This is a genomic window from Amycolatopsis sp. NPDC114505 (assembly GCF_055633615.1).
On the sequence record NZ_JBVKDV010000001.1, the window covers coordinates 2,189,835 to 2,216,043 of the forward strand.

A 26,209-nucleotide genomic window follows, 5' to 3' on the forward strand; every position below is an offset into this window, starting at 1 on the left:
GGGGTCAGCCGTCGTGGTGGTGGCCGCCGCCCGGGTGGACGTGGAACTTCGCCACCTCCGGCGGGTGCACGACGAACGGCCGCATCATGCCTTCGTCCTCGTGGTCGAGGATGTGGCAGTGGTACATGAACTCGCCGGTGCCGCCGCCGAACTGCCCGGCGACGCTCACCCACTGGCCCGGGTTCACGATGATCGTGTCCTTCCAGCCCTCCTCGTACTTCTCCAGCGGGACGTCGGTGAAGCCGTCGATCGGCTTGGTGGTCCGCTCCGACGCCTGGTCGAACGTCGTGGTGAAGCTCCGCCGGAACAGCGCCTGGAACTCCGTCAGGTGGATGTGGACCGGGTGCGCCGGGCCGCCGTTCGCGACGTGCACGATGTTCCACACCGCCCACCGGTCGTGGTCGATGAAGATGCCGGTCGTGTCGTCGAAGAGGCGCCCGATCATCCGGAACGTCTTCAGCCCGCCGGCCGGGTCCTGGACCTGGATGATCCCCTCGCCGCCCGGGTCGGCCTCGACCTGTTCGAGGTCCCACATCTCCGGGTGGCCGTCCTTGTTGAGCAGCAGCGCGATCCAGACGTGGTCGTGGTCCTCCGGCAGCGTCGAGCCGTGCACCAGCCGCGTGTAGGACGTCGAGACCTTCTCCGGCAGCGTGAAGGAGTCGTGCTTCGCGCGGCCGTCGACGCGGAACTCCATCACGTCCGGCTCGATCCCGCCCAGCCGCGGGTCGGCGTTGCGCAGCTTGAGCTTCTGCCCCTTGAAGCGGCTGAAGTCGATCAGCACGTCGAAACGCTCGGCCGGGGCGACGGTCAGGCCGTTGGCCGGCAGCTTCGCCGGCGCGGGCAGCAGGCCGCCGTCGGTGCCGATCAGGCGGACGGCGTCGTTGACCGGGTTGTTGTTCTCGTCGACCAGGTTCAGCGTGAAGAACCGCGAGTTGGCCGCGTTGAGCAGCCGGAAGCGGTACCACTTCGCGTCGACGTCCAGGTGCGGCCAGATCACGCCGTTGACCAGGGTGAAGGGCCCGGAGAACGGGATCATCGGGCCGTTCGGGACGTACGGGAACTTGAACAGCAGCTGCCCGGTGAGCGCGCCGGTCGCGTCGGTGTCGAGGTTGCGGTCGGTGAGGATCAGCGGGAGCTCGCGGTCGCCGTGGGGCAGGTCGAGCGCGTCCTCCTCGTCGTCGCGGATCAGGTACATCCCGGCCAGGCCCGTGTGGACGTTGAAGCGCGTGATCGCCATGGCGTGGTCGTGGTACCAGAGCGGCATCGCCTGCTGCCGGTTCTGGTACTCGGCCAGCTGCGACGTGCCCTTGAGACCCGCGTTGTGCGCCCAGCCGTCGTTGCCCGCGTTGGTGCGCGCGCCGTGCAGGTGCACGACGGTCCACGCCGGCAGGTCGGCGACGCCCTCGACGATCGAGTAGCCGGGCTTGGCCAGCTCGCTGCCGGGGCGGCTGGTCGGCGCGTCCGTCACCGGGCCCTGAACGGCGACCAACGGGAACTCGCCGTCGATTTCGTTCGACCACGAAATCCGCAGCTGCTTGCCGCTGCGCACTTCGATCGTCGGACCCGGGAAATGACCCGCATACGTCCACAACGTACTTTCGGGCAATTGCGAGTGCAGCCGCTGGTGCTTGACCACCATCGGCACGGTGATCGTTTCCCGGCTCCGGGGCCGGAGTACCGGCGGAATCGGCAGTGGGTCGAGGAACTTGGTGAGTCCCCAGTTCGGCCCGGTGATGGCGTCAGCCGTGGCCGGCCGCTCGATGATTTCGGTCATGCGATTTCCCCCTCCATGTCCGGGGGCAGGACGAATTGCGCCCCGGCGATTACGCCGGTGACGTCGAAAAGAATTCCCCCGAACCCCCTCGGTGGCCGGGCACGCGACTCCCCTCGCGATACCGGCAATTCCCACTGTAGCCTTTTTCGTCGTGGACCGCAGGTGCCTCGCGCGCGTGATAGGTTCCGCGCATGAACGAACGCCGGTGGACGTATCTCTCCGACATGGACGGCGTCCTGGTCAAGGAGGAGCACCTCGTCCCCGGGGCCGACGAGTTCCTCGCCGAGCTGAAGGCGAACGGCATCGACTTCCTGGTGCTGACCAACAACTCGATCTACACCCCGCGCGACCTGCGGGCCCGGCTCGAGCGCACCGGGCTCGACATCCCGGAGGAGTCGATCTGGACGTCGGCGCTGGCGACCGCGAAGTTCCTCTCGTCGCAGCGGCCGAACGGCTCGGCGTACGTCATCGGCGAAGCGGGCCTCACGACGGCGCTGCACGAGGTCGGCTACGTGCTGACCGAGCGCGACCCGGACTACGTCGTGCTGGGCGAGACCCGCACGTACAGCTTCAGCGCGATCACCCGCGCGATCCGGCTGATCGAAGGCGGCGCGAAGTTCATCGCGACCAACCCCGATGCGACCGGCCCGAGCGTCGAGGGCTCGATGCCCGCCACCGGGTCCGTCGCGGCGCTGATCGAGAAGGCCACCGGGCGCTCGCCGTACTACGTCGGCAAGCCGAACCCGCTGATGATGCGCTCGGCGCTGCGCCGGTTGGGCGCGCACTCGGAGTCGACGCTGATGATCGGCGACCGGATGGACACCGACGTGCACTCGGGCATCGAGGCCGGGCTGCAGACCATCCTGGTGCTCACCGGCATATCCACCCGGGAGTCGGCCGAACGCTATCCGTATCGGCCCACCCTGGTGCTCGACTCCGTCGCCGACCTGATCGGGCGAACCGGCGACCCGTTCGGCGAAGGCTGACGGTGGGCCGGGTGGCCGGAGGGCTTATCGTCACCGGATGAGCAAGTCCACGTACGTAGTGGGCGACGTGCACGGCCACCGTGACGAACTGGCCGACGCACTACGCGCCGAAGGCCTGGTCGACGACGAAGACAACTGGTCGGGGGAAGAAGACCAGCTGTGGTTCCTCGGTGACTTCGTCGACCGCGGCCCGGACGGCGTCGGCGCGATCGACCTGGTCATGCGGCTGGAGGAGCAGGCCGCCGAGGCCGGCGGCCAGGTGCAGACGCTGCTGGGCAACCACGAGATCCTGGCACTGGGGATGTACCACTTCGGCGACGAGCCGGTGCCGTCGGACTTCGGCCCGCGCAGCTTCGCCCGCAGCTGGGAGATCAACGGCGGTCTCCTGTCGGACCAGGACCGGCTGACGCCCGAGCACATCGAGTGGCTGGCGGCCCGCCCGCTGGCGGCGGTGGCGGCCGATCACCTGCTGCTGCACTCCGACACGCTGGAGTACCTCGACTGGGGGTCGACGGTCACCGAGATCAACGAGGCGGCGGCCGAGATCCTGACCGGCTCGGACATCGAGGCGTGGTGGGACGTGTGGCGCCGCATGACGACGCGCTACGCGTTCCGCGGCCCGGACGGCGAGGAGAACGCCCAGAAGCTGATGGACGCGCTGGGCGGGTCCCGGATCGTGCACGGGCACAGCGTCATCGCCGACCAGCTCGGGATCCACCCGACGCAGATCGAGGGTCCGTTCCTGTACGCGGGCGGCAAGGCACTGGGCGTCGACGGCGGGTTGTTCGTCGGCGGGCCGTGCCTGGTGGTCGAGCTGCCGTACGAGCCGGAGTCCTAGGGGATCTCGACGATCTCCTTGCCGAGCGGCATCAGGGACACCGGGATCATCTTGAAGTTCGCCACGCCCAGCGGGATGCCGATGATCGTGATGCACAGCGCGATGCCGGTGAAGACGTGGCCGATGGACAGCCAGAGCCCGGCGAAGAGGAACCAGATGACGTTGCCGATGAAGGACGCGGCACCGGCGTCGCGGCGTTCGATCACCGTCCGGCCGAACGGCCAGAGCGCGTAGTGCGCGATCCGGAACGACGCGAGCCCGAACGGGATCGTGACGATCAGGACGCAGCAGATCACGCCCGCGAGCAGGTAGCCCAGTGCCATCCAGAAGCCGCACAGGACGAGCCAGATGATGTTCAGCAGCGTGCGCATCAGACGTGCAGCTCCCCACTCACGATGGTGACGGCCTGGCCGGCGAGGTGGACGCGGTCGCCGTCCTGACGGGTCCGGACGATCCCGCCGCGTGCGGAGATCTGGTGTCCGGTCAGTTCTGTTTTCTGGAGTTTTTCGGACCAGTAGGGCGACAGGATGCAGTGCGCCGAGCCGGTGACCGGGTCTTCGTCGATGCCGACGCCGGGGGCGAAGAATCGGCTGACGTAGTCGTCGCCTCGCGCGGTGACCAGCAGGCGTCCGGTCCAGGTCGCCTTGAGCTTCGCGAGGTCGGGTTCGAGGTTTTTGACCGTTTCGGCGTCTTTGAGGACGGCGAAGAGGTTCTCGACGCCGCGTCCGACGTACTCGATCTCGACCCCCGGGAGGATCTCGGACAGATCGTCGTCGGTCGGTGTTGGTGGATCCGAGGGGAAGTCCAGCTCGACCCAGCCGCCGTCGGCCTTGGCGCGCAGCTCGCCGCTTTTGGTGGTGTAGGTCTGCTCGCCGCCGAGGACGTGCGTGACGGCGACGGTGGCGTGCCCGCACAGGGCGACCTCGACCGCGGGGGTGAACCAGCGAAGCGACTTGGGGCCGGCCGCGGTGGTGACGACGAAGGCGGTCTCGGCGTGCTTCATCTCAGCGGCGACGGCTTGCATCCAGGCGGGGTCGGCGGGTTCGTCCAGGAGGACGACCCCGGCGGAGTTGCCGGCGAAGGCCCGGTCGGTGAAGGCGTCGACGACGAAGAAGCGCATGCTCCCAATGTAGCCCGTGACCTGGGTATGTTGATCTTTTATCAGGGAGATTCAGGGGTTGTCCCTTACGACTCCCCGATGGTGGGCTTGACGATCTTTTCCCCGTCCGGCCCGCGCTCGGGCTTGAGGTCGAAGACATCCTCGTCGACGGTGTACTTGTTCTTGTGCTCTTTGTCGTCTTCCTTCTTCTTGCCGGCCGCGCCGGCCCCACCCGCTGAGGTTCCACCTTTGCCCTTCGCGGCCGCGGCGGCGGTGGCCCCGCGTTCGAGCCGCTCACCGGGCGCTTTCCCACCGGTCTTGGCATTCTCACCGGCGATTTCCTTCGGGCCACCGGTGTAGCCACCCCCGGAGACGCGTGATCCGGCGAACCCGCTCCCGGCCCGTCCGACGCCGGACTTGCCACGGGTGATGTCGCCGCTGCCACTGGTGCCGCCGCCGGCCGTTCCGGGCATGGCGAGGCCGTCCGGGGTCATCCTGGGGAAGGCGCTCGGAGCGGGACCGCCGCGGAGGCCGGGGTTGCCGCCACCACCGAAGTTCCCGGTGCCACTGGTGACCCCGGGCTGCACGAAGTTCGGCGGCGTGGTGCCCGGTGGTGTCACGCCGGGCGGAGTGATGCCGCCACTGGTTCCCCCGGGGACGAAGCTCCCGCTCGTGCCGCCGGGGCCGGTACCGCCGACGGTGGGGGTGCCGGTGAAGGAGGTGCTGCTGGTGCCGTGGAAGCCGGAGACGGAGGTGGAGTCGTTCCCCCCACCCAGCTGCGGCGGCGGCGCGTAGGTGGGCTGGGAGCTGGCGGTCTCGTGGTAGGTGCCGTCGAGGTTCTGCAGAACTTGAACGGCCTGCTGGTGCGCGGCGTCGGCTTGTTGTTGCTTGGCCTGGATGCCGGCCATGGTGCCGCTCATGCCGATGAGATCGCCGGAGTTGTACTGCTGCTTGGCTTTGTCGAGCTCGGCTTGCTGGTTGAAGCCGGTGGGCTCGGGCATGTTTGTTTTGGCGTAATGGGCGGCCGCGGATTGCTGGGAGTAGTGGTTCGACGCCAGCTGCATCGCGTTGCCGGTTTGTTCGGTGTGGCCCGCGGTGCTCTGGAAAAAACCATTCGCCTGGTCTGCCGCCGGCCCCTGCCACGATCCGCCTGCCGCCGTGGCGGCGTCACGGAACTGGTTCGATGCGTCGGCAAGCCAGTTGCCGTAGGTGTTGGCGACCCTGCTGCGGTCGTTGAGGTCCTCGAGGTTCATGTTCTTGTGGACCATGTCGTACAGCACTTCGTGTGGCTGGTTCGCGTAGTTCTCGTCAGGCGCTGGAGCCCCCGCGCGCAGGGTTTGCCCTTCTTGCAGGAGCTTTCCCTGGGCAACCGAATAGTCCGACGCCGCTTTCTGGGTTGTTCCCTGTGCGTCGGCTCCGTGGCCTTGAAGCTTCTGCTCGGTGGCCGCGTAGTAGTCACCCTCGGACTGGCGGTGCTGCGCCCGGTGTGGCTGACTCATGGCTGGACTCCGTATCAGTTGTTCTTCGGCAGCAGAGGCTCGACTTTCGGAGCGAGGGCTTCGATCTGCTGGCAGGCGCCGGCGGTATCCGATCCGAAGGTGAGCGACATCAGGGCCCGCGAGTCCCGCACCTGGAACCGGACGGCACATTGGCCCTTGACGTTCAAGGGTTCCTGCTCCTCGATCGCCGGGCGCTCGTTGACCTTCCCTTCGCTGGCCTTGGCCGGATTGTTGACGTTGTCCTTGTAGTTTCCGCCGGCCTGGAGGAACAGGCCGACATCCACGGCGGGGATGTCGCCGGACCTGGGTTTCTTGGCGTGGCAGCCGTGATCCGGGTCCGCGACCGTCTTCTCGGCTTGGGGAAAGCCTTGCGCGGCAAGGGCCTGATCGAGAATCGTGCAAGGGCTCAGACCCGCGAAGGGATCGCCCGAATCAGCCGGTGTGCTGTTCGTGGCGGAAACCTGCGAACTCGGGTTCGCCTGTCCGCCGACCTGGCTCGTGCAGGCGGTGAGGCCGAGACCCAGGGCCAGGGTGGCGAACGCGACTGGAACGCGTCGTGCGATCACTACTCCTGCAGCCCCTCGTTCAACTTGGCAAACGTCATGCTGTGCGCATCCTCGGTCTCGCGGTAGTTCTTGCGCGCGATCACCATGGCCTCGCGAGCCTGCTCGACACCGTCTCGCATCTTTTCGAGGTTGGGTATCAGCGACTCCGGGTCGCCGTTGGCGACCTGCACGTTGAAGCCGGCGACAGCTTTGGCGTAGTTGCTGCCGCCCATCTGAGCCGGATTCGCCAGTTTGTAGACGTTGGTGAGCATGTCGCTGAAACCATCGATGAAGAAGTCACAGGCTTTGATGTACGCCTGGAAACCTTCCTCATTCACCGCGAACTGGCCGTTCTCCGCGAGAGACTTCAGATGGCGGCCACCTTCGCCGACCTGCTGGGCGGCTTGGTCGTTCACCGGACCGGCAAGCAGCCCCGAGAGGAAGTTCGACCCCGCGTCACCCTCACCGGCCGGGGGCGTGAACGAGCCCGGCGCGCCGAATTGTGATCCGCCCATGATGCCCTCCCCGTCGTCCGGCACCACCCTGCGTGGTCCCTCCGCACTGTACTAGTGACGAACCGGCCGCGTCAGTGGTTCCGGCCACGCTCCAGGAGCCACGTTCGCAGGTGAGAACCATCCGATGGGGTGAACGTCACGCGGGTTTGGCCGCCGGGTAGGGACTCGCTGAACATCAGGAACCGGCCGCCCGCGTTGTCGACGAATGTCACCGTTCCCACCGGGTGCAAGGATGCGCTGCGGACCGACAGCTCGAACGTCCCGTACCGGTGCAGGGGCCAGGATGAGAACTCCGTCGCCGCGTCCGCGTCGCGGCGGGTGCCCGGCTCGATGAAGCTCAGCTCCGCCAGCGGGACCGGGCGGTACGCCGGGAGCATGCCGACCACCAGGTCCGCCAGCCGGTCCGGGCGGGACTGCGCGAACAGGATCTCTTCGCCCACCAGCTCCGAAAACACCCCCAGGCCGTGGCCGATGGCCGCGCGGTAGAACACCTGGCGGCCCTCCTCCACCGCGCGGACGATGATCAGCACGTCCGGCTGGGTCCACGCCCGGAGCGTCTGCTCGACCTCGATGTCCAGTTTGTCCGGACCCGCCAAGCCCCGCGCCCGCATCGACTCCCACGACGCCGCCGCGATGCGCTCGTTCTCCGACAAAGTGCGGCCGGGGCTGCGGATCTCGAAGGGGTGCCAGTTCGCCGGAAGACCGGTACGCCGGACCGCCGCGTCGACCTCAGCCAGGCCCAGTGAAAATTCCTCCGGCACGTCCCCGAGCGTAGCGGAACGGCCACCCCGCGCTCAGATGTCGAGCTGCCGCACACCCGTCTCGCGCAACACCACCCGGCCGGCCGTCGCCCGTTTGCGCAAGCGGACGATTTCGTGTGGCTGCAACCCGATCGCGACGCCGAACGCCTCCACGTCCGGGAACCCGCCCTGCCGCTGACGCAGCTCCAGCGCCTTGGCCACCTGCTCCGGCGAGAGCAGCCGCGCCAGCTCCGGCCCGGAAGCCGCGTTGACGTCCACCAAGTCCGCCAGGCCCGCCAAGTCCGCCAAGGCCACCGGAGCAGCAGGCGGCGGCGCCAGCGGAGCCACATCGGCCGGCACGTACGCCTCGATGACGTCGTTCTGCCGCAGGTCCCGGAACGCCAGCCCGACGGTGAACGCCCGCACCCCGCCGTTCGTCCGCACCGCCACCCCGTCCCGGGCCAGCGAAAGGATCCGCAGATCCGACGCGATGACCGTGCTCTGCTCGTTGAACGTCGTCCCCGCCGGCCGCAGCACCCGCGCCCGCGTGCCCACCGTGAACACCGCGCCGCGCCCCTCCGGGATCTCGACCGCGGCCACCACCGAACCGTTGCCGAGGTCGTTCAGGCCGTGCACGACCGCGACGCCTTCTCGCAGCTCCAAATGGTCGTGCGAAGGCTCGTGGAACGCCGTCAGCGCGTCGCCCGCCATCGGCGGCACGTCGCACTGGAAGCCGAGCAGCACCGTGCCCCGCTGCCCGGCCGGCAGCTCTTCGACGGAGCCCGCGGGACCGAACAACCCGAGCACCCGCATCGGCTGGCCGCCGCGCGACAGCGCCGTCAACGCCCCGAAGCGCAGCACGCCCTCGCGAACGTGCACCTGCACGTGGAACCCGGTGAGCTGGTCGTACGCCGGCGCGACCACCTGCGCCAGACCCTCCTGACGGCTCAAGTCGGGCCCGACGGTGTCATCGGTGTACAGCTCCAGCGCGTCGCCCTTCACGAGGTCGTGCCGCCCCACCGCGACGAACACGTCCTTGAGGAACCCGGCGTCGGTCACCGGCTCGACGTCGCTCGAGAAGAACTTCTTGCGCACCATGATCCCGAGGCGCAGGTTGTCCGCCAGGATCCGGTCGGCGCGCTTCAGCCGCGCGCGGGCGCCACGGACCGCGCGCCCGAGACTCACCTGGCCGCCGGGCAGCTCGCCGAGGCCGGGCAGGGTGACGGAGTCGTTGAGCGCCTTGCCGAACTCGATCAGCCCGACCCTGACCTCGGTCACGACGTGGCGGCCAGCGTGACGCTGATCGACTGGTCGGCGTTGATGCGCTCGGACTCGACGACCATCCCGTTCGACGCCGCCCGCTGCTTCAGCCGCGCGAGTACCGCCTGCTGCACCTGCGCGGCGTACGCCTCATCGACCGACAGCACGAGCCGCTGGGCTTCGGCTTCGGCGAGCCCTGGGCCGTCGACGTGCGCCATCTGGACGCCGTCGGGGCCGTAGACGAACGTGATCCGCCGTCCTTCCCACGCGGCGACGACGGAGTTGCCGTCGTCGGTGACCTGCGCGCGCAGCCCGGTCAGCGCGCGGGCCAAGAGGTCGCGGTGGCGCATCCGGGTCCGCACGGTGACCACGCCGGCCTGCGTGTGTGCCGCGATGGTGGCGGCGTTGAGCTGGGCCAGCGCCTCACTGCGCAGCTTGAGCGTGACACTCATCGGTGATCCCCTTCGAGCAGCGCTTCGAGTACTTCGGTGGTGGCGAACCCGTTCAGCTCGATCGCGCCGTCCGGGGCGATCGTCAGTTCCAGGCGGTTCGGGGTGGTGAAGATCGACTCGTCGTAGCGGTCGGTGAGGAAGTGGAACCGCTGGTTCACCGACCCGACCCACGGCCGTGACGGCTCCGGCCGGTCGGCCAGGAAAGGCCCGTCCACCAGCAGATCCGTTGAGTCCAGGAGCTTCGACGGCGGCAGGTCCTCGAGAACGTGCCCGGTGAACGTCATCACCGAGAGCCCTTCCGCGCGCACAGCGGCCGCGAAGAGCCCCAGCGGCTCCGGCTGGTCGAACGGCTCGCCGCCGAGCAGCGTGACGCCCTCGATCCCGGAAATCGCGAGGACGCGCGAAACCAGGTCCGGCCACGGCAGGAGAGTGCCGCCGCGGGTCGTCCACGTCTGCGGGTTGAAACAGCCGGGGCAGAGCACCGAACAGCCCTGCGTCCACACCGCGCACCGCAGTCCCGGGCCCTCGGCCGCGGTGACGTCGACGATCCGGTGGAGGTTCAGGAGTTCCATTGCGACTGCTGCTGCGACGCGGTGTTCTCGTCGGAAGCCGACGTCCGCCGGTAGTCCTCGGTGAACTCCGACGTCACGGTCTCCGCGCCGAGCAGGTCCTCCAGCATGGGGATGTAGTCGAGGCATTTGGACCCGGTCACGCCGTGCGTCTCGGCGCTGATCGAGCCGTCCTTGCCGATGGTGACGGTCACGCGGTGCGTCATACGTCGATCGTCCTTCCCCTCGGGGACTCCGGCGGCGGTGGTGCGACGGGAGCCTCGACGACGTCGTCGGAAGTGTCCGTCGCCGCGACGGCCCGGGTCTCGGCCCAGTTCCGGATGGCCAGGATTTCGTCGGCCTGGGTGACCGACAGCGGCACGGTGGACTTCACCGCGCGCACGAGGTCGTCGCGGCGCAGAGGCCGCTTCTCGGCGAACGCGTCGACCAGGCCGGCCAGCACGGCCTGCTCGATCTCGGCGCCGCTGTAGCCCGCGCTGACGTCGGCGAGCTCGGTGAACAGCGCGTCGTCCATCCGCAGCTCGCTCGCCACGAAGTCGTCGGTGACGCGCCGGCGCAGGTGAATCCGCCAGATCGCGACGCGCTCGGGCCCCGACGGCAGGTCGACGAAGAAGATCTCGTCGAAGCGGCCCTTGCGCAGGAACTCCGGCGGCAGCGAGCCGACCTGGTTCGCGGTGGCCATCACGAACACCGGCGCGGTCTTCTCCTGCATCCACGACAGGAACGTGCCGAACACGCGGCGCGCGGTGCCGCCGTCGCCACCGCCGCCCGCGCCCGCGAGGCCCTTCTCGATCTCGTCGACCCACAGCACGCACGGCGCGATGCCCTCCGCGGTGCGGATGACCGTGCGGATGTTCTTCTCGCTCGAACCCACGAGCCCGGCGAAGACGCGCCCCAGGTCCAGCCGCAGCAGCGGCAGCCGCCACATGTTCGCGACGCACACCGCGGACAGGCTCTTGCCGCAGCCGGGGACGCCGGTGAGCAGCAGGCCCTTCGGTGCGGCGAGGTTGTACGCCGACGCCGCGGGCGTCCAGGTGCCGGTGCGCTTGGTCAGCCACCGCTTGAGCCGGTCGAGGCCGCCGACGGCGTCGAAGCTCGTCTCCGCGGGAACGATGTCGAGCATCCCGGACCGGCGGACGGCCTGGCGCTTCTCGGCGAGGATCAGCTCGAGGTCGCTGGGGTCGAGGCCGCCGCCTTCGACGAGCGCCCTGGCGAACGCGTTCTCGGCCTCGGGCAGCGTGAGGCCGCGCGCGGCGGTGACGATCATGTCCCGGTCGTCGCGGTCGATGCTGATCCGGACGTTCTGCCGGTGCGCGGCGACCATGCCGTCGAGCAGCTCGCCGATCTGACGCCGGTCGGGGAGCGGGAAGTCGACGACGGTGGCGTCGTGCTCCAGCTCCGGCGGCACGGGCAGCGACGGCGACACGAGGATCAGGCTGAGCGGCACGGGCCGGGTCTTGAACGCGGCGGCGAGCTCCCGCAACCGGCGCACGACCTCGGGATCGGGCCGGTGCCCGCCCTCGGAGACGAGCTGCGGGTGCAGGTCGGCGAAGACGAAGACTGCGGGCTCACCCCAGCCGTAGACGCGTTCCAGCGCGGCCGACGCGGCGCGGGTGTCGCTGATCGGCGGGCCGCCGGCGGGAGCGAGCCCGGTGGTGGACGACCAGACGTACACGCGGCGCGGCGTGCGGAGCCGTTGCTGGTCTTCGGCGACGGCGCGGATCTCCCGCAGCACCCGCTGCTCTTCGTGCGTTTCGACGACCAGCAGCGGGTAGCGCGCCTGCAGCAACTGGGTCAGCTCGTCGCGGAATCCGGCCATCGGTCGCCCCCTCGAAGTCCGTTCGGACACTACCAACTCACGCGCCGACGACGAGGACCTCGTAGGTGGGGCTGGTGGGCGGGTAGCCGCTGAAGATGTGGGAGTTGACGACCGCGAGCCGGTTGCCGACCTTGATCGCCGAGACCGGCTGGTCGAACAGCGGGTCGGTGATCGTGCCGGCCGCGGTGCCGTGGCTCAGGTCGCCGTCGAGGCGCCACCGGGTGATCTTGTCGTCGAGCTGCACCGCCCAGAGCCGGTGCCCTTCCAGCACCAGGCTGACGACGCTGGGTGCGGTGACCCCCGCGATCTCCGTGCTGACTCCGGTGCGCGGGTCGATCTTGTACACCTTGCTGGGCGTCGTGGCGGCCACGAGCAGGGTGTCGCCGGACGGCGTCGCGATGATGTCGTTCATGAAGAAGTCGCCGGGGGAACCGCCGGCCCCGGGTCCGCTCAGCGGCAGGGTGCGCGGCGTGCCGAGCCGGCCGCCCAGGTCCGGCACGAAGAACAGCTGCGGGTGGTAGGAGTCGGTGAACCAGGCGCCGTACGGGGTCACCACCACGTCGTTGACGTACGACGTCTGCGGGTCGCCGAAGGTGAAGTCCGCGACCTTCGCCTTGGTGCGGACGTTGTAGACGTAGGCCTTGCCGCCGTTCCCGCCGGCGACGAACAGCAGGTCGTGGCGCCGGTCCAGGTCCACCCCGGCCGCCGTCGCCCCGGGCGGCGCCTCGATGAAACGCTCGGCGGTTCCTCGCTTGAGGTCCTCGCGGAAGATGGTGCCGGCGACGAGGTCGCCGGTGTAGTAGGTGCCGCCACCGGCGGCGGTGATGCCCTCGGCGGAGGCGGCGCCGGGCAGCACGATCACCCGCGTCGCCGCCGACGCCGGCGCGGCCACCGCCAGCGTGAGCAGCAGGGTCGCCGCGGGCAGAGCCAGGATTCTTCGCATCGGTTCCTCCCCAGTCGTCGCTGCCGGGCATCTTCCCACCGAACTGGCTCCCGGGTGCCGCGGTTCTTAGACTCGGCGGCAGTCACAGCCGACTTCAGGAGGCACCATGCCTGACGCGCCCGCCCTGCCGAGCTACGCCTCGGGGATTTCCGAGGTTCCGCTGCTCGGGGACACCATCGGTGACAACTTCGATCGGACGGTGGCCGCGTTCGGGGAGCGGGATGCCCTGGTCGACCGGACCGCCGGCCGCCGGTGGACCTACCGGGAGCTGGCCGCCGAGGTGAACGCGCTGGCGCTGGGTCTCGTCGCGCAGGGCATCGGGAAGGGCGACCGGGTCGGGATCTGGTCGCCGAACCGGGCGGAATGGACGTTCCTCCAGTACGCCACGGCGAAGATCGGCGCGATCCTCGTCAACATCAACCCCGCCTACCGGTCGCACGAGCTGGAGTACGTGCTCAACCAGGCCGGGGTGAAACTGCTCGTCGCCTCCGACAAGTTCAAGACCTCCGACTACCCCGCGATGGTCGAGGAGGTGCGCGAGAAGTGCGCCGCGCTGGACCACGTCGTGATCCTCGGCGGCGAGAGCTGGCAGGCGCTGGTGGACGCCGGCTGGCAGGGCGACCCGGCGTCCTTGGCCGAGAAGCAGGCCGCCCTCTCCGCCGACGACCCGATCAACATCCAGTACACCTCGGGCACGACCGGCTTCCCCAAGGGCGCCACGCTCAGCCACCACAACATCCTGAACAACGGCTACTTCGTCGGCGAGCTCTGCAACTACACCGAGCAGGACAAGGTGTGCATCCCGGTGCCCTTCTACCACTGCTTCGGCATGGTGATGGGCAACCTCGCGTGCACCAGCCACGGCTCCTGCATGGTCATCCCGGCGCCCGCGTTCGACCCTCGCGCCACGCTGGAAGCCGTCGCCGAGGAGCAGTGCACGTCGCTCTACGGCGTGCCGACCATGTTCATCGCCGAGCTGAACCACCCGGACTTCGCGAGCTTCGACCTGTCGTCGCTGCGGACCGGGATCATGGCGGGCTCGCCGTGCCCGGTCGAGGTGATGAAGCAGGTCATCGACCGGATGGGCATGAGCGAGGTGTCGATCTGCTACGGCATGACCGAGACGTCGCCGGTGTCGACGCAGACGCGTTCGGACGACTCGATCGAGCGCCGCGTCTCGACGGTCGGACGGGTCGGCCCGCACCTGGAGAGCAAGGTCGTCGACCCGGAGACCGGGCTGACCGTGCCACGCGGCGTGCCGGGTGAGCTGTGCACGCGCGGGTATTCGGTGATGCTCGGGTACTGGGAGCAGCCGGACAAGACGGCCGAGGCGATCGACGCGGCCCGCTGGATGCACACCGGCGACCTCGCGGTGATGGACGCCGACGGGTACGTCAACATCACCGGCCGCATCAAGGACATGGTCATCCGCGGCGGCGAAAACCTGTACCCGCGTGAGATCGAGGAGTTCCTCTACACGCACCCGGACATCCTGGACGCGCAGGTCATCGGCGTCCCGGACGAGAAGTACGGCGAAGAGCTGATGGCGTGGGTCCGGATGCGCGAGGGCGCGACGCCGTTGACCGCGGAGAAGGTGCGTGAGTTCTGCGAAGGCAAGCTGGCGCGTTACAAGGTCCCGCGGTACGTGCACGTCGTCGAGGAGTTCCCGATGACGGTGACCGGCAAGGTCCGCAAGGTCGAGATGCGCGAGAAGTCGATTTCCCTGCTGGGACTGGAGAAGGCGGCCTCGACCAAGCACGCGTGACGGCGGGTGGGGGCCACGAAGCCGGCCCCCACCGGCCGGTCGTCAGGAAACGGCCGCCGCCGCCTCGGCGATCGCCTTCGCGTCTTCCTCGCCGAACGTGTCCTCGAGGTGCTCCGGCGAGTAGTCCAGGTCGATCTGCTCCACCGGCATCCCGCGGGCCGACTCGATGGCGCCCAGGCGGCGCTGGGCGCGGTCCGCCGCGTACTGGATGATCTCCTCCGGGTCGTTGTCGAAGGGGACCTCTTCGAACTGGTCCTGCACCCACTGGATCATGCTGAGCGCGTGCGGCAGCAGCTCGCCCATCCGCTGCTGGACGGCGTCCCACAGCGAGTCGTCCGCGGCGACGTGGCGGCGGCACGTGAACGTCCCCCACGCCATGTGGCGGCGCTCGTCGTCGCCGATGCGGCGGACCAGCTCCTGCATGCCCGGCAGGATGTCGTTCTGCGTGCAGATCAGCTGCCACGAGTAGTAGCCCGTCAGCGCGAGGCTGCCTTCGATCACGTGGTTGTACGTCACGCTCGCGCGGATCTGGTTGAGCGGGCTGGGATCGTCCTCCAGCGCCCGCAGCGACTGCGGTAGTTCTTCGTAGAACAGCTTGCGGTAGTGCGGGTTCTCGGCGACGTACGGGTGGAGGTCCTCGGTCAGCCCGACCGCGTCCATCCAGCGCCGGAACACTTCCGTGTGCTTGGCTTCCTCGAAGCAGAACTGCGTCAGGTACATCTCGTCGCCGAAGCGGCCGGTCGCCGACATCGCCCGCATGAACGGCTGGATGTCCTCGGTGACGGCCTCTTCGCCGGCGATGAACTGCGCGACCAGGTACGTCGTGCTGCGTTTCTGCTCGTCGTTGAGGCTGTCCCAGCCTTCGCGTTCGCGGCTGAAGTCGATGTCGGCCGGGTTCCAGAACTTCTTGTTGCCCTTGGCGAACAGGCGCAGCGGGAACGAGTCCCAGTTCAGGCCGCCCTTGCGCAGCGAGGAGAAGCCGGTCCGCAGCTCGGAGAGGGTGTCGGTCATCGTTTCACTCCATTGTGGACGAATTGGCGGATGGTGGGTTCGAGCACGGCGGTGACGGAGTCGGCGGCCTCGGTCGCCGAGTGCGTGGGAAGCACCAGGTGCGACAGGGAAAGCCGCACCACGGTCTCCGCGAGCAGCGCCGCGGATTCGGCCGAGAGGCCCGGTTCGAACTCCCGGTACTGCTCGGCGGCCAGTTCGGCGGCCGCGCTGAGGATCGGCTCGCCCTTGGTCGTGAGCAGCGGCAGCAGGTCCTCGCCGGCTTCGGTGCCGAGCGCCGCCGCGACCAGGCGGTTCTCCCGCGCGTGCTCGATCGTGTAGACGACGGCGTGGTGGATGCCCGCCAGGAGCCCGTCCGCCGTTTCGAACCGCTGCCGGATCCCGTCGAGGAACTCCGACGCGGTGCGCAGCGCCACCGCCTGGGTCAGCGCCGCCTTGTTGCCGAACTCGTTGTAGACGGTCTGCCTGCTCACCCCGGCTTTGGCCGCCACGTCGGCCATCCGCAGCCCCGCGTAGCCGGCCTCGGGCAGGAGGTCCGCGGCGGCGTCGAGCAGGGCTTCCCGGAGGGACGCCTTCGTCCGGTCAGTGAAGCTGGTCACACCCTTACCTTGACATAGTTCGATCCGCTGTCAAGACGCTGTACATGATCGGTTGATGTGTAAATCTGTCGGTGGTGGCGGCTAACGTGTCGAGCGTGGGCATAACGGTGGGGTTCGACCTCGACATGACACTGATCGACGCGCGGCCGGGCATGGCCGCGGCGATGAACGCGCTCGGTGCCGAATCCGGCCTGCCGCTGGACGGCGACGCGTTCGCGGCCAACCTCGGCCCGCCGCTCGACGACATCCTGCGCGGCTTCGAGGCGCCTGAGGAACGCATCCCCGGCCTCGTCGACCGGTTCCGCGCGCTGTACCCGGACATGGTCGTGCCGAGCACGGTCGCGCTGCCGGGCGCGGTCGAGTCGCTGCGGGCAGTCCGGGCGGCGGGCGGGCGCACGCTCGTCGTCACCGGCAAGTACGGGCCCAACGCGCAGCTGCACGTCGACGCGCTCGGCCTGGACGTCGACGAGGTCGTCGGCGAGCTGTGGTCGACACAGAAGGCCGAAGCGCTTCTCGCGCACGACGCGCGCGTGTATGTCGGAGATCACGCCGGCGACATCCGCGGCGCGCTGGCCGCCAAGGCGATCGCGGTCGGCGTCACGACGGGTCCGTGCGATCGCACGCTCCTGCTGAGCGAGGGCGCCGAAGTGGTGTTCGACTCGCTGACGGAGTTCCCGGACTGGTTCGAGCGGACCTTCGCGGGGGTGCCCTAGTCCGTTTTCTTGGCCCTGGCCTCGAAGACCAGCGCGAGCAGGCCGAGCAGCAGCCCCAGCGGGGTGATGACGCCGGCGGCGACGGACAGCCAGATCGGCAGGTTCTCCAGACCGGCGGCGAACATGATGAACACGGCGAGCACGGCCAGCATGCCGATGCCGAACAAGCCGATGCCGAGGCGCATCAGGAACGGTTTGCCGGGGGCGGCCACGCCTGCCTCCTTCGTCGCGGTCTTCATGAACCAGAGCGTATCCGCCGGTATCGATCCGACCGGAAGCAGGCCGACCCCTCAGCGGTAAGAAACCGCTGGTGCGAGCGCCATCGGCCGTGGCTGAAGTCGGATCGGTACCGAACGGCAGAGTATCGACTTCTCCCCAGGGCAGGTGGCGAGATACCCTTTCAGGAGCGCGCCCTGGGTACGCCCCCGGGCGCGTTCGTCGTGAGCGGGACAGCAGAAGGATTGGTGAGGGAAGTGCCGACCGGCAAGGTCAAGTGGTACGACGCGGAGAAGGGCTTCGGGTTCGTCACGCAGGATGACGGTGGCGCCGACGTCTACATTCGCAAGGCCGCGCTGCCGCAGGGCGTCGAGGGGCTCAAGGCCGGGCAGCGGCTCGAGTTCGGCGTCGCCGACGGCCGGCGCGGGCCGCAGGCGCTCTCCGTCCGGCTGCTCGACGCGCCGCCGTCCGTCGTCGAGGCGCGCCGTCGTCCGGCCGAGGAGCTGCACGGCCTGATCGAGGACATGATCAAGCTGCTCGAGCTGAAGGTGCAGCCGGACCTGCGGCGCAACCGCTACCCGGACCGCAAGCACACCAAGCAGATCGGCGAGATCATGCGCGCGGTGGCCAGGGACATCGACCCCTAGGCCTCGAGCCGCAGGCCCCACACGGCACTGGGCAGCAGGCCCGACTCGCCGGTGCCCGCGTTCAGCACGGCCGTGTACTTCTGCACGTCGACCGCCGAGATGCGGTCGGCGGGCGTCGGCGGCGTGACGGTGTAGGCGTAGCGGTCCAGTGACGTGAACGGGATCGGGTCGCTCTGCTTGTACTCGCCCTGCGGGGTGACGTACTCGTAGACGATCTGCCACGGCGCGTCCGCGACCTCGCCGGGTACCGAGATCTGCACGGGCTTGCCCGGGCGGACCTTCAGCGTCTGCGTGTCGCCCTTGGCGCTGCACGGCTGCGCGAGCTGCTGGGAGTAGTCGCACGAGAGCACCGGCGCGGTGTTGATCGTGTGGCCGTCGGCGTAGAAGGTGACCTCGGCCGGGCCGGGCGCCGAGCACCCGGCCACCGCGAACCCACCGGCCGCAAGCAGGGCCACCACCCGGGAACGTCGCATGTGCGCAGAGCCTACCGGCGGGCCGACCGGTCCCTGGGCAGGCCCTGGGCCGGGAAGCTGCCGGTCGGCTCGGGGCGCAGCGGCCGGTCGCCGCCGAGGCCCGGCACGAGCGAGCCGCCGCGGCGCACCAGGTACGTCTGGGTCGTCCCGACCGCCAGCAGCACGGTGATCACGAGGAAGCCGATCCAGTACGTCGGCGGCAGCAGCAGGCCGACCGCGCCGCCCATGCACCAGGCCAGCTGCAGCACGGTTTCCGAGCGGCCGAACGCCGACGCGCGCGACTCCTCGGGCAGGTCGGTCTGGATGACGGCGTCGAGGCTGATCTTCGCCAGCGCGCTGGCCGTCGCGCCGACCAGCCCGACGATCGCGGCCGTGGCCAGGCCGGGCAGGATCGTCGCGACCAGCGCGGCCAGCACACAGCCCGCCACGCACCCGACGATCACCTGGTCGGGGTTGCCGAAGTGCAGGCGCGAGCCCAGCGCGTTGCCGAGGAACCCGCCGGCCCCCGCCGCGGCGCCGATCACGCCGAGCAGCAGCAGCTGCATGAACGGCGTCTGCCCGCTGCCTTCGGTCTGGGCCTTCACCGCGAACGCGGCGAACATCATGAGGAAGCCGGTGAGCACGCGCACCGAGCCGTTGCCCCACAGCGCGACGACGATCTGGCGGCCCATCGGCTGGCGCCGCTTCTTCTCCGTCGGGTGCGCCGAGAGCGACGTCGGCACCTCGCCCTCGGTCGCCTCGACCCAGGCCGGGATCCGCATCGACTGCACGGCGGCCGCGACGCAGATCAGCGCCGTGAACCACAGTGCGCCGGCCGAGCCGGAGATCGCGTTGATGCCGCTGGCCACCGCGCCGAACGCGCCCGCGGCCACCAGGCCGAACGTCGTCAGCCGGGCGTTGGTCTTGGAGAGCGTGATCTCCGAGGGCAGCACCCGGGGCGTCACCGCGGCCTTGAGCACGGTGAACGACTTCGAGAGCACCATCATGCCGAGCGCGGCGGGGTAGAGCAGCCAGTCGTCGAAGTGCAGCGCCATCACGACGGCCATCAGCCCCTGGCCGATCGAGGACGCGCACATCGCCAGCCGCCGGCCCCGCTGCACCTTGTCGAGCGCAGGCCCGATCACCGGCGCGACCAGCGCGAACGGCGCGATCGTGATCAGCAGGTAGAGCGCGACCTTGCCCTTGCTCTCGCCGCTGGTGGCGGCGAAGAACAGGGTGTTGGCCAGCGCGATCGCCATGGCCGCGTCGCTGGCGTAGTTCAGCATCACGGCGTAGGTCAGCGAGGTGAGGCCCGACTTCTCGGCGCCGTCGGCCTTCGTCGCGCGCTGGAAGGCGCCGACGGCCTGGCCGGTCAGCTGCCGGCTGCGCATCGCCGCGACCCGCGTGACGGTGATCTTCTTCGGCAGCTTCGGCGTGCCGCCCGGGGTCAGCGGTTCCTCCCGCGGCGGCAGGGGCTCCGGCTCGGGCGGCCGCGGTTCGCCCGCGTAGCCGCCGGTGTCGTAGTGCTCGTACTCACCGCTGCCGGGACGGCGTTCGCCCTGGTAGAAGCCGGGCTGCTCGCGGCGCACCGGCTCGGTGCGGTTCGGGTCGTACGGCCGGGCGCCGCGCGGAGGCGGCGGCGGCCGCTGTCCCATCGGCGCGGCGGCGGTCGGGGCTTCGTTCGCGTTCGGCACGGGGTCGCCGTAGTAACCGCCGCGCGGGGGAGGCGGAGGCGGCGGGACGGGCCGTTCGACGCGGGTCGGTGGCGGCGCGCTCCGGTGCTCGACGCGGGTGTGCTCGGCCCGGGTGGGGGCGGCGGCCTCCCGCCACGGCTTGGCCTGCGCGGCGCCCGGCTCCGGCGTCCAGCGTCGCTTCGACTTCCGGCCGCGCGGCTGCGAGCCGGAGCCGTCGGAGCGGGAGCCGAAGAGTGCCACGTTCTCAATCCTGCCTTACCGGGGGTCGGTTCCGCCTGCTCATCCGTGCTTTACGCGTTTCTCGGGACGAACCTCACCCGGAACGTGACCTGCCACTGCTTGCCGGTGAGGAGGAACTCGTCCGTCCCGGGCACGGCGGCGATACCGTTGAGCACGTCTTCTGCGCCGGTTATGTTCAGCTGCGCGCGCAGCTGACCTGCGTCGATCGTTCCGGTGACGTGTCCGGTGGCGGCATCGATGCGCAGGATGGTGTCGGTGTGCCAAACGTTTGCGTAGACGTCGCCGCCGACGCACTCGAGTTCGTTGAGCTGATCGCGCCCGACGTCGACGCCGCCGGTGACGGCGAAGGTCTTCGGGTCGCGGAAGGTCAGCCGGGACGAGCCGTTACTCATGACCAGCCGGCCGTCGGCCTGGTGGCAGAGCCCCCAGCCTTCGCCGTCGTACTTGACCCGGCGCAGCTCGGCGAGGGTCGTCGAGTCGCGTTCGATGGCGAAGCCGTCCTGCCAGGTGAGCTGCCAGAGCGTCGGGCCGAGGACGGTGACGCCTTCGCCGAAGAGAGGTGCGGGGAGGGTGGCTGTGGTTTTCGGCGGCCCGCCGGCCGGGCCCGCGGTGAGCGTCGACCGCCCTTCGAGGCCGGTGCTCTCGTAGAGGGTGTCGCCGGCGAACTCGAGGCCTTCGGTGAAGGCGGCGGGGTCGTGCGGCAGGGTCGAGACCACGTCGACGGTCAGCTGTTCGGGGCTCGTCTCCTGGCCGGGGGCACTGGCGCAGCCGCCCAGCGCGGCGGCCACCAGCAGCGTGGTGATGATCGGCGTGCGCACATGAACAGCCTGGCACGGGCGCCGAGGATGCGTGCGGCACAATTGGCCGCATGACGCTGCTGCTGACCCTCGATGACGGTTCCGTGCAGCGCAAGCTCGCCGATGCGGTGGAGTTCGCGCGCGCGGCAGTGCTCGACGAAACGCCCGGGGAGCAGATCGGCGCTCATGTGGGTGTTTCCCGTGAGGACGCGGTCACGGCGAGTCACCTGTTCGAGGCCCAGGTACCCGGCCACCGCGGCTGGCGCTGGTGCGTGACGGTCGCCTTGGCGGGCGACGACGAGCCGGTGACGGTCAGCGAAGTGGTGTTGGTACCGGGCCCGTCGGCGCTGGTCGCGCCGGCGTGGGTGCCGTGGGAGCGCCGGGTGCGCGCGGGCGACCTGGGCGTCGGCGACATCTTCCCGACGGACGAGAACGACCCCCGCCTGGCCCCGGCGTACTTGCAGTCGGACGACCCGGCGGTGGAGGAGGTCTCCCGCGACGTGGGCCTGGGAAGGGTCCACGTGCTGTCCCGTTTCGGTCGCACGGACGCGGCGGCCCGCTGGCACGGCGGCGAGTTCGGCCCCCGCTCGGACATGGCGCGCAGCGCGCCGGACGTGTGCGGGACGTGCGGGTTCTTCGTACCGTTGGCGGGCTCGCTGCGCGGAGTGTTCGGAGTGTGCAGCAACGACATCTCCCCGGCGGACGGCCACGTGGTGGACGTGGAGTACGGGTGCGGAGCGCACTCGGAGGTCGAGGTCGAGGTGACGTCGTCGATCCCGGTGGCGGAGCTGGTGTACGACGATTCGCTGTTGGACTTCACGCCTTCGGAGGTGGCGGAGGTCGCGGCGGCGGAGCCGGAGACGGCGGTCGCGGAGGCGGACGTGTCGCCGGCGGAGGTGGAGCCGGCGGTCGCCGAGGCAGCGGTGGCTGACGTGGCGGCGGCTGGGTCTGAGGCGGCTGGTGCGGTTGCCGAGCCGGCGGTGGTTGAGGCGGCCGGCGTGGTTGCCGAGCCGGCGGTGGTTGAGTCTGCCGACGTGGTCGCGGAGCCAGTGGTGACTGAGCCTGAGGCGGCTGAGCAGAGTGCGGTCGCTGAGCCGGTTGCAGCCGATGCGGCGCAGGCTGAGGCTGCCGGCGTGGTTGCCGAGCCGGTCGCCGCTGAGGCCGAAGCGGCTGAGCAGAGTGTGGTGGCGGAGCCGGTTAGGGCTGGTTCCGAGCCGGCGCAGGCTGAGGCTGCCGGTGTGGCTGCGGAGCCGGAGGCGGCTGATGCCGGATCGGCGCAGGTCGATGCGGCTGGTGTGATCGCCGAAGCGGTTGCGACCGAGCCTGGCTCGGCGCAGGGGCAGTCTGCCGAGCCGGTCGTGGCTGAGCCCGAGGTGGCCGGCGTGGTTGCCGAGCCGGTGGCGGCTGAGGCCGAAGCCGTTGAGCAGAGTGCCGTTGTCGAGCCGGTTGCGGCCGATGCCGAGGCGGGCCCGGCGCAGACCGAACCAGTGCAGGCCGCGGCCGAGTCTGGGTCGGCTGAGACTGCTGATGTGGTCGCCGAGCCGGTTGCGACCGAAGGTGAGGCGGCGGAAGCCGAGCCCGCCGGGGTGGTTGATGTAGCTACCGGTGCGGTGGACTCCCCGCCGACCGACGCGACGGTTCCCGAGACCGAGCAAGCCGCTGCCGCCGAGCCGCTGGTTGCCGAGGTGGCTCCTGTCGAAGCCGAGCCCGCTCAGGCTGAGGTCACCGATGCGGTTGAGGCCGCCGAGTCCGGCGAGGCGGAGGCCGCTCAGGACGAGGTTTCTGCGAGCCGGGACGCCGCGCCGGTCGATGAGTTGCCTGCCGCTGCTCTCGCCGACAATGTGGTCACCGAGACCGCCCCCGTCGACGATGTGCGGGCCGATGGTGAGCAGCGGCGCCTCTGAGCCGCACGGGGCCGATCCCTTCGGCACCGCGCGGCTTCGGGACTCCACCCTGCGTGCCTGGCAGGACTCGCCCACTCGGCTTCTCGAGGACACCAACGTCGAGCAAGACCTGCGCGTTGGTGCTTATCGGGATCGGCTCTTCGTCGAGCTTGCCCAGAATGCCGCCGATGCCGCCATGGCCGCCGGGCGGCCTGGGCGGGTTCGGGTGTCCCTTGTGGACCGGGAACTCAGGTTCGCCAACACCGGCGCTCCGCTTGACGCTCGTGGCGTTGCTTCCCTTGCCTCGCTGCGGGCGTCCGGCAAGACCGGGGACACCGTCGGGCGCTTCGGTGTCGGATTCGCCGCCGTTCGCACCGTTTCCGACGCCCCCAGCGTCGTCTCCACGACCGGTGGCGTCGCCTTCTCCGCCCAGGAAACCCGCGCTGCCGCCGACATCGACGGTGACGTTCCCGTCCTGCGGCTGCCTTGGCCGGTCGAAACAAGCCCGCCGGCTGGCTTCGACACCGAAGTGCGGCTGCCGCTCCGGGATGACGTCGATGGACGGGCTCTTCTCGATCAGCTCGGTGACGACATCGGGGACCTGCTTCTCGCTCTGCCGTGGCTGGCCGAGGCCGATGTGGACGGTCGCGTTTGGACGCGAACGTCCGACGGCGACTTCGTCGATATCCGGGGTCCGCAAAAGGAAACCCGGTGGCTGACTCATCGTGGTGACGTCGTCTGGGCGGTGCCGGTCGACTCCGAGGGTGTCCCGAAGCCGCTTGAGGAAGACGTTCTGCACGCACCTACCCCAACCGACGACGGGCTCTCGCTGCCCGCCAGGCTGCTCGCCTCCTTGCCTGTAGAGCCTTCGCGCCGCCGGGCTTTGCCGGGGGCTGAGCTGAACAAAGCCCTCGAGAACGCCGCCGCAGAGTACGTCCAGCTGGTCAGGTTGCTGCCGGCGGAACAGCGGTTCGCGCTGGTTCCTGTGCCGGGATTTCCCAAGTCCACTGTGGACGCGAAGCTGCGCGACGAAGTGCTTGCCAGCCTCAGTGCCGAGCCTTGGCTGTCCACTCAGGACGGCGGGGAGGTCGCCGGGCGGCAGGCCAAGGTGCTCGACGTCGATGTCCCCGGTTTGCCCGAGCTGATCGCCGACGTCGTTCCCGGGCTGCTCAAGGGCGCCGCGCCGGCCAGTGTGCTGAAAGCCGTTGCCGTGCAAGTCATCAGCATCGAAGAAGTGCTCGAGACACTGACCGGCGTCGCCAGGGAACCGAGCTGGTGGCACGACGTCTACGCGGCGCTCGGCCGGGCTGTCGAGTCGCACGCTCTCGCGAGTGAACGGCTGGACGGGCTGCCGGTTCCTCTTTCCGACGGCCGGACGCTGCCCGGTGCGCGGGGTTGCCTGCTCGTCGAGGGTTCGGCTGAACTGCTCGAACTTCTGTCCGATGTGGACATTCCGGGGCTGCGGCTGGTGCACCCCGCCGCGTCGCACCCGTTGCTGGAACGCTTGGGTGCCAAGCAAGCCGACGCTCGTGAGCTGCTCAACGCCGACCAGCTGCGAGATGCCGTCGAACGCAGTGTCGAAGACGTCAAGTCTGGATTGGACGGTACGACGCTCGCGGGCGCCGTCCTCCGGCTGGTCGCCGACTGCGGGGACGACGCCCCGCGGTGGGTCGGGGCCCTCGCCCTGCCCGCCACCGACACCTGGCGGCGGGCCGACGAGCTCGTGCTTCCGGCGTCGCCGCTGCTGGACGTCTTCGATGAAGAAGTCTTCGACGAGGACGGTGCGCTCGACGTTCTCGACGAGGACTTCGCCGAAGACTGGCCTGATGACACGCTCAAGGCCGCCGGTGTCCTCGACTCGTTCGCGGTGATCACCGACGACGAGCCGCACGAACCCGACCACGACCTGCCGGACGAGGAAGCCTGGTGGGACTCGCTCCCCGCGCCGCCGTCGACGCTCGTCGCCATTCGGGACCTCGATCTCGTCGGCGATGACGCCTGGCCCGCCGCGCTCAAGCTGCTCGCCGCGCGTCCGGAAACGTTGCACGCCCTGCGTGTGCCGAACGGGCACGCGGCCTGGTGGATCGCGCAGTACGCCGTGCTCGGCGGGCTCGCCCCGAGCGAGTGGCGCCTGCCCGGCGCCGACCTCGCCGGGCTTTACGACGAGGTTCCCGAGCTCGGCCTGAGTGAGGATCTGCTCAAGACCGCCGGGGTGCGGACCGACCTGACGCTGTCCAGTGTGGACGAAGCCGAGGACGTCCTGAAGCGGCTCGCCGATCCGGATCGGACGATCTCGACCGGACTGGCCACCCGCGCTTACGACGCCGTCGTCGAGTCCGGGTTCGGACCCCGGCCGCCGGAAGCGGTCCGGGCCGCCGATGGGTCCGTTGTGGACGGCGCGCTGGTTCTCGACGTGCCCTGGGTCGCCGGCGCCCTGGAGCCCGACCAGTACGTCGTCGCGCCCGAGGAGCCGGAACGCCTCGCGGACCTGCTCGACCTTCCGCTGGCCAGTACCGAAGAAGCCGCGGTGACCAGCGAAGGCGAGTACGCGCCCTGGGCCGAGCTGCCCGCGCTGAAGCTCGTCGCCGATCAGCTCGGCATCCGGCTGCCCGCGGGGGGCGTCCTGGTGCACGACCCGCTGACCGTGTCGATCCAGGGCGGTGACCACGACGTCCAGTGGTGGTCCGACGGCCGGCTGCACGCGGCCGACACGTCCGAGGGCTTGGCTCGCGCGTTCGCCTGGGCGGCCGAGCGCTGGCCCGACCGGCACCTCATCACCGCGCTGCTCGACGACCCGTCACCGCGGACGCTGCTGGCGTAAGCGCGAACAGCGTCAGAGCGGACAGCCTCAGAGCCGCTGCGCCGACTTCGAACCCCGGCGGGCGGCGGCGCGCTGCCAGCCGATGATCGCCAGGCCGATGAACCCGAGCACGAACCCGGAGAGCGCTGTCTCCACCCAGAGCCCCGAAGTCGTGAAGAAGAGCACCACCAGCGCGACAGCCCAGATCGAAGTGCCTACGATCACCACCGGCGTCAGGTCGGTCAGCTTCTTGGGCAGCTCCGGCGTGTGCCGCAACGAGCCCGTAACCTCCGGTGGATTGCTCGGATCACTCACGAGGTGCAGGGTACTCCGCAGCAGCGAGAGAATGGGCAGGC

Annotated in this window: 27 protein-coding genes; 7 read left to right on the top strand and 20 right to left on the bottom strand. The window is 69.8% G+C overall.

Annotated features, from left to right (window positions below; all coding sequences use genetic code 11):
• Positions 1–4 precede the first annotated feature (4 nt).
• Positions 5–1,774, bottom strand: coding sequence for a multicopper oxidase family protein (locus tag ACZ7OU_RS10935; protein WP_470254935.1), 1,770 nt, complete (start codon positions 1,772–1,774; stop codon positions 5–7).
• 191 nt (positions 1,775–1,965) lie between these two features.
• Between ACZ7OU_RS10935 and ACZ7OU_RS10940 the strand changes: the two genes are divergently transcribed.
• Together ACZ7OU_RS10940 and ACZ7OU_RS10945 are read left to right on the top strand one after the other, a co-directional pair.
• Complete coding sequence (locus ACZ7OU_RS10940; protein WP_470242128.1) at positions 1,966–2,760, top strand: HAD-IIA family hydrolase; 795 nt, start codon at positions 1,966–1,968, stop codon at positions 2,758–2,760.
• Positions 2,761–2,797: 37 nt separating this feature from the next.
• Positions 2,798–3,598 carry a metallophosphoesterase gene (locus tag ACZ7OU_RS10945; protein WP_470254936.1) on the top strand — a complete coding sequence of 267 codons (801 nt, stop codon included), beginning with the start codon at positions 2,798–2,800 and terminating at the stop codon, positions 3,596–3,598.
• Here the strand turns inward: ACZ7OU_RS10945 and ACZ7OU_RS10950 are convergent.
• The 12 genes from ACZ7OU_RS10950 to ACZ7OU_RS11005 all read right to left on the bottom strand — a co-directional run bounded on the left by ACZ7OU_RS10950 (position 3,595) and on the right by ACZ7OU_RS11005 (position 13,039).
• The gene (locus ACZ7OU_RS10950) at positions 3,595–3,969 is read right to left on the bottom strand and encodes a YccF domain-containing protein (RefSeq protein ID WP_470254937.1); all 375 of its coding nucleotides are present in this window, start codon (positions 3,967–3,969) and stop codon (positions 3,595–3,597) included. The genes ACZ7OU_RS10945 and ACZ7OU_RS10950 overlap by 4 nt on opposite strands.
• On the bottom strand, positions 3,969–4,718 hold the full coding sequence (locus tag ACZ7OU_RS10955; protein WP_470254938.1) for a PhzF family phenazine biosynthesis protein: 750 nt from the start codon (positions 4,716–4,718) through the stop codon (positions 3,969–3,971). The genes ACZ7OU_RS10950 and ACZ7OU_RS10955 overlap by 1 nt, the downstream gene beginning before the upstream one ends.
• Positions 4,719–4,783: 65 nt before the next feature.
• Entirely contained in the window at positions 4,784–6,196 is a 1,413-nt protein-coding gene (locus ACZ7OU_RS10960) for a hypothetical protein (protein ID WP_470254939.1), read from the bottom strand.
• A 14-nt stretch (positions 6,197–6,210) separates the two neighbouring features.
• A complete protein-coding gene (locus ACZ7OU_RS10965; RefSeq protein WP_470254940.1) occupies positions 6,211–6,762 on the bottom strand; it encodes a DUF3558 family protein in 552 nt (183 codons plus the stop codon).
• The gene (locus ACZ7OU_RS10970; protein WP_470254941.1) at positions 6,762–7,283 is read right to left on the bottom strand and encodes a hypothetical protein; all 522 of its coding nucleotides are present in this window, start codon (positions 7,281–7,283) and stop codon (positions 6,762–6,764) included. Before ACZ7OU_RS10970 ends, ACZ7OU_RS10965 begins: the two co-directional genes overlap by 1 nt.
• 44 nt (positions 7,284–7,327) lie before the next feature.
• Positions 7,328–8,017, bottom strand: coding sequence for an ESX secretion-associated protein EspG (locus ACZ7OU_RS10975; RefSeq protein WP_470254942.1), 690 nt, complete (start codon positions 8,015–8,017; stop codon positions 7,328–7,330).
• Between the two features lie 33 nt (positions 8,018–8,050).
• Entirely contained in the window at positions 8,051–9,274 is a 1,224-nt protein-coding gene (locus ACZ7OU_RS10980; protein WP_470254943.1) for a hypothetical protein, read from the bottom strand.
• Positions 9,271–9,708, bottom strand: coding sequence for a hypothetical protein (locus ACZ7OU_RS10985; protein ID WP_470254944.1), 438 nt, complete (start codon positions 9,706–9,708; stop codon positions 9,271–9,273). The genes ACZ7OU_RS10980 and ACZ7OU_RS10985 overlap by 4 nt, the downstream gene beginning before the upstream one ends.
• Complete coding sequence (locus tag ACZ7OU_RS10990; protein ID WP_470254945.1) at positions 9,705–10,280, bottom strand: 4Fe-4S single cluster domain-containing protein; 576 nt, start codon at positions 10,278–10,280, stop codon at positions 9,705–9,707. Before ACZ7OU_RS10990 ends, ACZ7OU_RS10985 begins: the two co-directional genes overlap by 4 nt.
• On the bottom strand, positions 10,268–10,483 hold the full coding sequence (locus ACZ7OU_RS10995; protein WP_470242117.1) for a DUF2997 domain-containing protein: 216 nt from the start codon (positions 10,481–10,483) through the stop codon (positions 10,268–10,270). Before ACZ7OU_RS10995 ends, ACZ7OU_RS10990 begins: the two co-directional genes overlap by 13 nt.
• Positions 10,480–12,096, bottom strand: a complete 1,617-nt coding sequence (locus ACZ7OU_RS11000; protein WP_470254946.1) for an AAA family ATPase — start codon at positions 12,094–12,096, stop codon at positions 10,480–10,482. Before ACZ7OU_RS11000 ends, ACZ7OU_RS10995 begins: the two co-directional genes overlap by 4 nt.
• 37 nt (positions 12,097–12,133) lie before the next feature.
• Positions 12,134–13,039, bottom strand: coding sequence for an SMP-30/gluconolactonase/LRE family protein (locus tag ACZ7OU_RS11005; protein WP_470254947.1), 906 nt, complete (start codon positions 13,037–13,039; stop codon positions 12,134–12,136).
• Between the two features lie 106 nt (positions 13,040–13,145).
• On the opposite strand from ACZ7OU_RS11005, the gene ACZ7OU_RS11010 reads away from it, so the two are divergent.
• Positions 13,146–14,804, top strand: a complete 1,659-nt coding sequence (locus ACZ7OU_RS11010) for an AMP-binding protein (protein ID WP_470254948.1) — start codon at positions 13,146–13,148, stop codon at positions 14,802–14,804.
• Positions 14,805–14,846: 42 nt separating this feature from the next.
• Here ACZ7OU_RS11010 and ACZ7OU_RS11015 read toward each other — a convergent pair whose 3' ends face one another.
• Together ACZ7OU_RS11015 and ACZ7OU_RS11020 are read right to left on the bottom strand one after the other, a co-directional pair.
• Positions 14,847–15,815, bottom strand: a complete 969-nt coding sequence (locus tag ACZ7OU_RS11015; protein ID WP_470242113.1) for a R2-like ligand-binding oxidase — start codon at positions 15,813–15,815, stop codon at positions 14,847–14,849.
• Positions 15,812–16,411 (bottom strand): TetR/AcrR family transcriptional regulator, encoded by a 600-nt coding sequence (locus ACZ7OU_RS11020; protein ID WP_470254949.1) that lies wholly within the window; start codon positions 16,409–16,411, stop codon positions 15,812–15,814. The genes ACZ7OU_RS11015 and ACZ7OU_RS11020 overlap by 4 nt, the downstream gene beginning before the upstream one ends.
• Positions 16,412–16,506: 95 nt before the next feature.
• Here ACZ7OU_RS11020 and ACZ7OU_RS11025 point away from each other — a divergent pair, with 95 nt between their 5' ends.
• Positions 16,507–17,124: an HAD family hydrolase gene (locus ACZ7OU_RS11025; RefSeq protein WP_470254950.1), complete on the top strand. Its 618-nt coding sequence runs from the start codon at positions 16,507–16,509 to the stop codon at positions 17,122–17,124.
• Here the strand turns inward: ACZ7OU_RS11025 and ACZ7OU_RS11030 are convergent.
• On the bottom strand, positions 17,121–17,363 hold the full coding sequence (locus tag ACZ7OU_RS11030) for a hypothetical protein (RefSeq protein WP_470254951.1): 243 nt from the start codon (positions 17,361–17,363) through the stop codon (positions 17,121–17,123). The genes ACZ7OU_RS11025 and ACZ7OU_RS11030 overlap by 4 nt on opposite strands.
• A gap of 234 nt (positions 17,364–17,597) precedes the next feature.
• Here ACZ7OU_RS11030 and ACZ7OU_RS11035 point away from each other — a divergent pair, with 234 nt between their 5' ends.
• Positions 17,598–17,987 (top strand): cold-shock protein, encoded by a 390-nt coding sequence (locus ACZ7OU_RS11035; RefSeq protein WP_470242440.1) that lies wholly within the window; start codon positions 17,598–17,600, stop codon positions 17,985–17,987.
• Here the strand turns inward: ACZ7OU_RS11035 and ACZ7OU_RS11040 are convergent.
• Genes ACZ7OU_RS11040 through ACZ7OU_RS11050 form a run of 3 tightly spaced genes read right to left on the bottom strand, consistent with a single transcriptional unit; the run spans position 17,984 to position 21,191 of the window.
• Positions 17,984–18,460 carry a DUF2771 family protein gene (locus tag ACZ7OU_RS11040; protein ID WP_470254952.1) on the bottom strand — a complete coding sequence of 159 codons (477 nt, stop codon included), beginning with the start codon at positions 18,458–18,460 and terminating at the stop codon, positions 17,984–17,986. The genes ACZ7OU_RS11035 and ACZ7OU_RS11040 overlap by 4 nt on opposite strands.
• An 11-nt stretch (positions 18,461–18,471) precedes the next feature.
• Positions 18,472–20,373: an MFS transporter gene (locus ACZ7OU_RS11045; RefSeq protein WP_470242108.1), complete on the bottom strand. Its 1,902-nt coding sequence runs from the start codon at positions 20,371–20,373 to the stop codon at positions 18,472–18,474.
• A 50-nt stretch (positions 20,374–20,423) separates the two neighbouring features.
• Positions 20,424–21,191: a glutaminyl-peptide cyclotransferase gene (locus tag ACZ7OU_RS11050; RefSeq protein ID WP_470254953.1), complete on the bottom strand. Its 768-nt coding sequence runs from the start codon at positions 21,189–21,191 to the stop codon at positions 20,424–20,426.
• A 50-nt stretch (positions 21,192–21,241) separates the two neighbouring features.
• Here ACZ7OU_RS11050 and ACZ7OU_RS11055 point away from each other — a divergent pair, with 50 nt between their 5' ends.
• Positions 21,242–23,074 carry a DUF3027 domain-containing protein gene (locus ACZ7OU_RS11055; RefSeq protein WP_470254954.1) on the top strand — a complete coding sequence of 611 codons (1,833 nt, stop codon included), beginning with the start codon at positions 21,242–21,244 and terminating at the stop codon, positions 23,072–23,074.
• Positions 23,052–25,874 (top strand): sacsin N-terminal ATP-binding-like domain-containing protein, encoded by a 2,823-nt coding sequence (locus ACZ7OU_RS11060; RefSeq protein WP_470254955.1) that lies wholly within the window; start codon positions 23,052–23,054, stop codon positions 25,872–25,874. The genes ACZ7OU_RS11055 and ACZ7OU_RS11060 overlap by 23 nt, the downstream gene beginning before the upstream one ends.
• 27 nt (positions 25,875–25,901) lie before the next feature.
• Here ACZ7OU_RS11060 and ACZ7OU_RS11065 read toward each other — a convergent pair whose 3' ends face one another.
• On the bottom strand, positions 25,902–26,129 hold the full coding sequence (locus tag ACZ7OU_RS11065; protein ID WP_470242439.1) for a DUF2530 domain-containing protein: 228 nt from the start codon (positions 26,127–26,129) through the stop codon (positions 25,902–25,904).
• Between the last annotated feature and the right edge of the window lie 80 nt (positions 26,130–26,209).